Here is a 9,236-nt window from a genome sequence, read left to right as displayed (position 1 = left end):
AAAGTAATAATTGAGAAGACCAAAGATATTTTAAATATAAAAATGGATAATAAACGGGCTGCATAACAAAAAAAGAAGGCTGCCTTTTCAGACACCTTCATGCTTTAACATATTGTGAAACAACAGCTAACAACCAGCCATGATAGTATGATGGTTGGTTTGCAAATTTTTATAGAGAAAGAAGAGATGGTCTTGGATAGCAATTTTTGGTGCGGTTGCCCTGGAAACATACAGAATCAATGCTTTTTTAACAAAAGCCTCCCCGATATTGCTACCGGAGAGGCTTCATTTTGTGTCTGCCTTTTCTCTTCACAGGGATAATGGCAGATGAACTTTTTTTAATTTTTTACTTTAGTATTAATATTACCGCCTGTTCACCCATCACGGGATAATTAGCTTGAAAGCTGCACGGTAAAATTTAGAATTATTTGATTTATAAAATCTTATTCTTTTTCAGAGCAGAGATACGATTGCTCGTATCCCTACCTGATGATGAATTTTCTATTATTACTTAACGATAGCCTTAACAGCTTCTTCGCCTTCAACAGCTACTACAACTACACCCTGAGGAGCAGCAATTACAGCATTGTCAGAAGTGATAACTGTGTTAGCTACTGTCTGGCCAAGGATGTTAGAAACAACAACCTTCTTACCGGCAGCATTAGCGATTGTTACCTGACCTGCACCAGCGATAACTGTTACTTCAGAAGTTGCGATTTCTTCGTTGTCTGTTGCCAGATCATTTTCTGAACCTACTTCGATATTGAAGATAAGAGCGTTGTCACCACCGGTCTTAGCATTTTCGAATGTTGAAGTAGCAGCATCAGACAATACTAAGCAACCATTCTGGCTCTTCAACCATGCAGCCTTAGACGGAGCAATATCATTATCTGCATCTTTCTTATCAGATTCGATCAAGAAACGACGAGCATCTTCATCAACTGCAGCTGCAGCTTCCGGATTTGTGTAACGGAACGACCAAGTATAGTTATGATGAGCGTCTGTATGTTCTGCTTTCAAATCGATAATATTGAACTCATTGCTTGTAGCCTTGTAGTTAGCACGAATAGCAGCAGTATCCAACTTGCTTGCTTCCATATTTTCGAAGCCATTTGTCAAGATATACAGGCTGTCGCCGATATGCAAACCTTTCACGAAACCTACGCGAGTGTATTCACCAAACTTATACAGTTTGTCAGCATCTTTTGCGCTTAATGAGTCTGCGAAGCTAACCATGTATTTAGCAACAGTGAAACCTGCTTTAGAAGGAGTTGCATGAACGCAATGTGCAGCATCTGTCGGATCACCGTTGGCATCAACATGATTATCACCTTCCTGACATTCCTTACCCGGAACCGGATCAACAACTACTCTGTCAACATATACGAAATACTGCGGTTTCTGTTCGTGACCTGCTGTACCTTTCACTACAACTGTATCCACATAGAATGATAAACCTGTAGCTTTATCTGCACGTTCAATACCTACATAGTTAACAACTTCATCCTGGAATTTTTTATTATTTTCATCCATCAAGTATTCACCACGATAGAATTCTTTGAACTTCAAGATCTTCGTCGCATCTTCCTGTCCTTCAACAGCACCTTCCAGTTCTGTATTGAAACGACGATACAGAGGAGCATCGTTCGGAACTACGGCAAATGCAGAAGTACGAGTTTCATTCAATACCTGATCTCTCAAGATTACGTTCAGATCTTGATCTGCAGACCCCATCTTTGTAGAATCAGCTGTTTCTGTTACATTAATAAATGCGTAATACGGCTGTGCAGCTTCCTTAGATGCCGGTTTGTAGAAGTTGTTTTCTTTCAGATAGAACTTCTGTGCTTCCGTTTCATCATAAGTCATTCTATAGCGTTTTTCAGCATCAATTGTAATATAACGATCACCGTTAGCAGTCTTTACATACGGAGTGTAAATAACACGGGTCAATTGTTTTAAACCGGCAACATACGGAGAAGTGAAACCATAGTTTGCTTCTTTTGATTCTTTCATAAAGAATGCATACTTGCCATCTTTCACATTCAAAACTGAATCTTCCATCATACCGATGAACTTATCATCTGCATAAGAATGCAAATAATTGAAGTTATAAGTCATAACAGCCAATTCAGCATCTTCCAAGTTCAAGTAACCTAATTCTTTGTTAGCAATAACAGAAGCAGGTACAGCTTCAATAATCAAAGAGTCTTTTCCTTCAGCGATTTCATTAGTGAAGAGATAAGTAGCACCTGCATCCTTACGCAACTGGATATCTTTTGCAACATTTTCGAACTCACGGTTAGTGAGAGCCATGCGAGAAATTTCTTTCAGTCCGGAAGATAATGTGTCACGCTGTACAGCAACCCACTGATAAGCCGGCATACGCAAAACATCTTGAGCATCTGCCTCAATTGTCACCCATTCAGCAGCATTCCAAGATGTCGCTTTCTTCGTATTATAGATAGGAACTGCCAAATACTGACCCTTCGTGTTCTTAATCACGTAAACACCATTGTTAATGGATCTGCGGTTCGTTGCACCTTCCCCCAAAGTAAATCTAATATTGGCTGGCTTAGATGTACTCATATTTGCTTCACCCAAAGTAATTTCGCTAATAGAAGTCAGTTTATTCAAAACTACTGTATTTGCATCCGTAACAGATGTACCACCCCAGAATGTAACCTTACCATCTTTCGTTTCTGCGACTGTCTGTTTTGTGTTATATTTAAAAACCTTGATGGCGATACTATCTTGAGAAGCAAAATATTCAAAAGTGAATAACGCAGCATGGTTGTTACGACCCGGCTTAACTTTATTCAAATAGTTGTTACCTTGCCATTCAGCGCTTTTGATAGAATCTTTTGTAAACTTAATACAATTCTGATTGTTTAGATACATTCCATTAATGTAAGCTGTATCCGCCATTAAATAAACATCATTAAAAGGATCATCCTTTTTAGCATCATTATCAATAACTTGAAGGAACATACCTGTAAAGGTATTAGCTGTTCCATTATTGAAATTTGACTGTTCCACATAAATTTCAGAATTTGCTTCATTTGTAGCAGCAGCAGGTTCCCATGCACGCAGTGTATTATCCGTAAAGATATTACCCAATGTACTATTTCCATTCGTACCCACCTTCAACTCCGGAGTTGAAGACAGTTTGAAAGATTTACCTTCCGGATCTGTTCCCAATTTGGTATTCAAATCTTTTGCAGATAATGTAACACCACCTGCATAAGCGGGAGCAACTCTTAGATGAATACCATTCCATGTGGAACGATTTGCATGGGCTTTAACCAAATAAACATCTTCAGAATTTGCATAGTTATTCGTAGTAGTAGCAGGTGTAGCAGGTGTAGCACCCGTCACCAATGCAACAATAGAGTCTTTAGCAAAATGAGACACCAAGCCACTTGTTCCGAAAGGACTACCTTGTGTCTCTACAAAATCCTTCCATTTCCAAGTAGAAACAGAACCAGACATTTCTACATAAGAGCTGTTTGATGTAGAGTAAGTTGTACCTTCCGAAAACAGTGTTGCTTTTTTCGGATCAACCTGTAAAGGTATACCTGTCGCCTTATTTACAAATGTAAAATCAGGGCTGGAAGCACTACCGTTAGGATAAGAATACTGAATCTCCCATAAAGTAGAGTTCAGGTCTGTGACAGAAGTTGCTGTTTTTAATTTCAGAGTGTAACCCTCTCCTTGAGGAACCATAACGAGGATTTTACTACCATCTGCATTACTTAATTGATAAGCTTTTTCGGTTTCGATCTTCGTCACTGTTCTGCTCGCATTTGTGATATTTGCAGCAAAAGCAGATGAGAACGCAGCCGAAGCCATACAAGCCACTACAAGAGTAGAAAACTTTTTGTTCATAATCTAATAATTTAATTAATAATACTATATATAATGAAATTCAGTTCTATAAATCCCTCTTTGAGATCATCCTATAAAATGACTAATGAAAACGTACGTTTTTTTTAGTCATTTTGGGGGAGGGTTTAAATGGTTTGTGATAAAAAGGTGGTTTTTCGTACATGTTAAGCTATCTAATTGATAAGAAAGAATATAGAAAAAGAAAAATCTTTGAGGAAAGAATTGCAAGTTCAAAAAGTATATGTATTTTTGTAGCTGAAAAATGACGAATTTAAACGTACGTTTTTTTAGTCATTTTATTTTAGGGACCTATCTTGTTGATATAAAATTAATTACATCCCATTTTTTACCTATTTTTACCCTCATAAACATACGTACGCGTGTACCTTTCAAGATCATAAGTACACCTAATAATCAATATATTACGAAATTGCCAAACTTGCAAAAAAGAGTTTTCCCGCAAAAAAACAAAAAAACATCACCTACGAGACAATATACATATCCTCAATATACATACAATTCCTACTTTTCATACCGAGAAAGGAGATCATTCAGCATGCACAACGCAAGAAAACTTCACAGTTGACATTGTGGCAACAAAAAAGCCTCCGATGAAAAAGATCCACCGGAAGCTTCCTATTATATTATTATATAATGTATATACGAATCAGATTCTCGCAAGCGTCGTAACAATAAAGTCCCACGTACGGGCAACAGACGGAATGCTTACACGCTCGTCAGGAGAATGCGGATGCTGCAAGTCCGGACCAATAGAGATCATGTCCATATCGGGGTAGGATTCCTGGATGATACCGCATTCCAGACCGGCATGCATAACCTTAGCCTCCGGCTTCTTTCCGTACAAATCCAAATAAGCTTGCTGCATGATTTTCAGGATCGGCGAATCGATATTCGGCTGCCATCCGCCGTAACCATCCGAATATTCCACCTTCGCCCCGGCTAGAGAGAAAATACTTTCCAAACTCGAACAAACAGCTTCCTTGCGGCTCTCGGACGAACTGCGAACCAAAATTTGAATCTCGATCATTTCGTTCGAGGACTTGACGATTGCCAAGTTTGTAGACGATTCGACCGTACCCGGAAAATCGACCAGCATACTGATCACACCGTTCTGGCAACCTTCTATCGCATTGATCAGATCATCCTGAATCTCTTCCGGAATCAGAGTTGCCGGCATATCGGTCATTTCGGCCGTAAAATTAATATTGTGTTCAATGCCCTTATATTCGTAGCGGTACATTTCCCGATAATCGGACACAAGCTCCCAAAGAGCTTCCACATTATCTCCAGGAATTGTTATTACGGCAAAAGCTTCACGCGGGATAGCGTTGCGCAACGAACCGCCGTCGACAGATGACAGACGAGCCCCATAATCGCGTACGGCCTCTTTCAAGAAACGGAACATCAGCTTATTCGCATTCGCACGTCCCAAATGAATATCCACACCGGAGTGACCGCCTTTCAAGCCGGTCAGGCTGATTTTCACGGCAACATCGCCCTCCGGAATATAAGTATCTTCCTTAAATTGCATGGAGACATTCAGATCGGCGCCACCAGCACAACCGACAAACAACTCGCCTTCTTCCTCCGAATCACAGTTCAACAGGATTTCCCCTTTCAGGAAACCCGGCTTCAAACCGACTGCGCCATCCATCCCCACTTCTTCGTTAATGGTAAAAAGGGCTTCCAGAGGACCGTGCGTCAATGTCTTGTCCGCCAGGACAGCCATAGCAAAAGCAGCACCCATACCGTTATCAGCACCCAATGTCGTTTCGCGTGCTTTCACCCAATCTCCATCTATATAAGCATCGATCGGATCGGTTAGAAAATCATGTTTTACCGAAGAGTTCTTCTGCGGAACCATATCGAGGTGAGACTGCATGGTCACGGTTTTGTGTCCTTCCATTCCCGGAGAAGCCGGTTTACGAATCAAAACGTTTCCCACTTCGTCCTGCAAAGTTTCCAATCCCAATCCTTTACCAAAAGCTACCATAAAACGGGTTACAGCCTCCATATGTCCGGTCGGACGAGGGATTTGCGTAAGGTCATAGAAATAACCCCAAACTGGCTGCGGAGAAAGATTTTTGATTTCTGCGGACATAAATAAAACTGCGTTTTAATTGACAATTGACAACTTAATCAATGAACAATTGACAATTAGGTTAATAATTAATGTTATATATCGAATGGACAACCGGGCATTTAATTGTCAATTGTCAATTGTCCATTGTCAATTCCTTTGTTTACAAAAGGTAGCGCCACCACACCAAACAGTCCCGTAATTCCGAGCCAGGCAGTTTGCACCGTATGCACCACCAGAGCAAAAGCCGCAGCATCGGTTTCTTTTACTCCGAAGCACATCAAAGTGGCGATCACCATAAAATGCCACGGACCAATCCCCCCCTGCACGGGTACCGCCACAGCGATACTACTCATCGTAAAAGCGATCAGACCGACCGTCACACCCAAATCACGGGTAAAATCGAAAGCATAGAAAGTGATGTAGAAATACAGGAAATATCCTGTCCAGATCAACAGGGTTTGAATAACGAAAAGACCTTTACGCTTCATCAGCCAGATGCTCTTCATTCCATCCCAGATGTTCTGCAACATCGACTTTGCTTTCTTGACCAGCGTAAAGTTACTCATATATGTGAATATAAACCAAATTCCGGCAATAAAAATTACGCCGGCCACATAAATCCATATCGAGTTGAACATGGACTGAAAACCATCCAGCAACGCAGGGTTCTTCGCAAAGAAACTATGGAAAAAATCAAAATTGAAGATAATGATGGACATTGTGATCAGCCCGACCATGATGGTATCGCTCACACGGTCGATCAGCAGCGTCCCCAACAGGCGGGTAAACGGGATCTTGTCATATTTGGTTATCATCCCGCAACGCCAGACTTCACCGACACGTGGTAGCACAAGGTTCACAGCATAATTCCCCAACACAGCATAAATCACATTGCAGGTCTTCACCTTATCACCTAACGAACGAATCAGCAGTCCCCAACGCAATCCCCGGACAATATTGGCTCCCAAGCCAAACAAAAGGGAAAAAAGAATAATCTCATAGCGGACCCCCTTACGAATCACATTCCAGATCTCGCCAATATCCATCTTACTGTACAGATACCAAAGGAGTAAACAACCGAATGCAAGCGGGAGAATTATCTTGAGAAACGTGCGTAGAATTGCTTTAAAATCCATTATACGTAGATGACTTTAAATTATTTGTTGTATTTTTGTACGCCTGCAAAGATAAGCATTATATTTAAATACGAACACATTACACCAAAGAAGTGGATGAGATTAGTTAAGCCCAAAAAAGCATTAGGACAACATTTCCTGAAAGATCTGCAAATAGCTGAGCGTATTGCAGATACATTGTCCGATTACAAGCAGTTACCTGTACTGGAAATTGGCCCAGGGATGGGCGTCCTCACCCAATTCTTACTGGAAAAAGGACACGATCTGACAGTAGTGGAGCTGGATATGGAATCGGTCGATTACCTGGAACAGAACTTTCCCGTCTTGGAAGGCAAGATTTTGGCCGAAGACTTTCTGCGTCTGGATCTCGGCAAGTTGTTTCCGGACCAGTTTTGTGTGATTGGCAATTATCCTTATAATATATCCAGTCAGATATTTTTCAAAGTGCTCGACTACAAGGAACATATTCCCTGCTGTTCGGGTATGATACAGAAAGAGGTGGCCGAACGTCTTGCTGCCGGTCCGGGCAGTAAGACATACGGCATCCTGAGCGTCCTGCTACAGGCCTGGTACGAAGTGGAATATCTGTTTACGGTCAGCGAGAATGTATTCGATCCGCCTCCAAAGGTCAAGAGTGCGGTGATACGGATGGTGCGCAATGACCGAAAATCGTTGGGATGTGACGAGAAGCTTTTCAAGACGGTTGTCAAAACCTCGTTCAACCAACGTCGCAAAACATTGCGCAACTCCATGAAACCTCTGCTGGGTAAGGATTGTCCCGATTATTCGCTCCCGATCTTTAACAAACGACCGGAACAGCTTTCCGTAGAGCAGTTCGTGGAACTGACGCTGATAACGGAGCGAAACTTAAAAGATTTATGATTTCAGATTTATGATTTATGACTTATGGAGCTTGCATTGTTTCACAAATCATAAATCATAAATCCTAAATTCTCCAAAGCATGATTGAACTGACGAAAGAATATATAGACCATCTAAAAGACATCATCACGGAGAAGGATGATGCTAAGATTAAGGAGATACTGGACGAACTGTATCCGGCAGACATAGCCGAACTGTACCAGGAGCTTGATTTGCAAGAAGCTATCTACCTCTATCTGCTGATGGATGGTGAAAAGGCAGCGGATGTTCTGATGGAACTGGATGAAGAAGACCGTCACAAGTTGCTGAAAGAACTTCCGAACGAACTGATTGCCAAACGCTTCGTGGACAATATGGAGACCGACGACGCTGTAGACCTGATGCGTGAGTTGGACGAAGATACCCAGGAAGAGATTCTTTCGCACATCGAAGACGTAGAGCAGGCGGGTGACATCGTCGACCTCTTGAAATACGATGAAGACACTGCCGGTGGATTGATGGGTACCGAAATGATCGTGGTGAACGAGAATTGGAGTATGCCCAAATGTATCGACGAGATGCGCAAGCAAGCTGAAGACATGGATGAGATCTATTACGTCTATGTAGTTGACGATGATGAGCGCCTTCGCGGAGTCCTCCCCCTGCAGAAGCTGATCACTAATCCTTCCGTCTCGAAGATCAAGCATGTGATGAAGAAAGACCCGATCTCCGTCCGCGACAGTGACAGTATCGAAGAGGTGACCGAAACGATCGAAAAATATGACCTGGTCGCCCTACCTGTTATCGACAGCATCGGGCGTCTCGTCGGACGTATCACCATCGACGATGTCATGGATGAAGTCCGCGAACAGCACGAACGTGACTACCAGTTGGCATCCGGTATCTCGCAGGATGTGGAAACTTCGGATAATGTCTTCACCCAAACGGCCGCCCGCCTTCCCTGGCTCCTGATCGGTATGATAGGTGGTATCGGGAACTCCCTGATCTTAGGGAATTTCGAAGGGAATTTTGCCGTCAACCCCAAGATGGCGCTGTTTATTCCGTTGATTGGAGGAACAGGCGGAAATGTCGGCATCCAGTCTTCCGCCATCGTGGTACAAGGCCTGGCCAACAACAGTTTGAAGGAAGGTAACATTCTGCCTCAGATCTTGAAAGAGTCTGTCGTTTCACTGATTAACGCCAGCATCATCAGTTTAGTCGTATTTATCTATAATTTCTTTATGTTAGGC

The 9,236-nt window shown here is 42.1% G+C and carries 5 protein-coding genes; 2 read left to right on the top strand and 3 right to left on the bottom strand.

Going from position 1 to position 9,236, the window contains the following annotated elements; all coding sequences use genetic code 11:
- Positions 1–507: 507 nt before the first annotated feature.
- From BHV83_RS10505 to BHV83_RS10495, 3 genes are all read right to left on the bottom strand, one after another.
- Entirely contained in the window at positions 508–3,885 is a 3,378-nt protein-coding gene (locus BHV83_RS10505; protein WP_286757496.1) for a DUF6383 domain-containing protein, read from the bottom strand.
- Positions 3,886–4,552: 667 nt separating this feature from the next.
- Positions 4,553–6,007, bottom strand: coding sequence for an aminoacyl-histidine dipeptidase (locus BHV83_RS10500; protein ID WP_227225772.1), 1,455 nt, complete (start codon positions 6,005–6,007; stop codon positions 4,553–4,555).
- A 101-nt stretch (positions 6,008–6,108) separates the two neighbouring features.
- Entirely contained in the window at positions 6,109–7,125 is a 1,017-nt protein-coding gene (locus BHV83_RS10495; protein WP_122205444.1) for a lysylphosphatidylglycerol synthase transmembrane domain-containing protein, read from the bottom strand.
- A 96-nt stretch (positions 7,126–7,221) separates the two neighbouring features.
- On the opposite strand from BHV83_RS10495, the gene rsmA reads away from it, so the two are divergent.
- Both rsmA and mgtE read left to right on the top strand, forming a co-directional pair.
- The gene (rsmA, locus tag BHV83_RS10490) at positions 7,222–8,007 is read left to right on the top strand and encodes a 16S rRNA (adenine(1518)-N(6)/adenine(1519)-N(6))-dimethyltransferase RsmA (RefSeq protein ID WP_036723755.1); all 786 of its coding nucleotides are present in this window, start codon (positions 7,222–7,224) and stop codon (positions 8,005–8,007) included.
- An 80-nt stretch (positions 8,008–8,087) separates the two neighbouring features.
- Positions 8,088–9,236: magnesium transporter (mgtE, locus tag BHV83_RS10485; protein ID WP_286757495.1), on the top strand; the 1,149-nt coding region annotated here is incomplete at its 3' end.

The organism is Parabacteroides sp. merdae-related_45_40, assembly GCF_001915675.1.
Note: the sequence above shows the minus strand (reverse complement) of the source record. Positions and strands in the feature narration are given on the sequence as shown.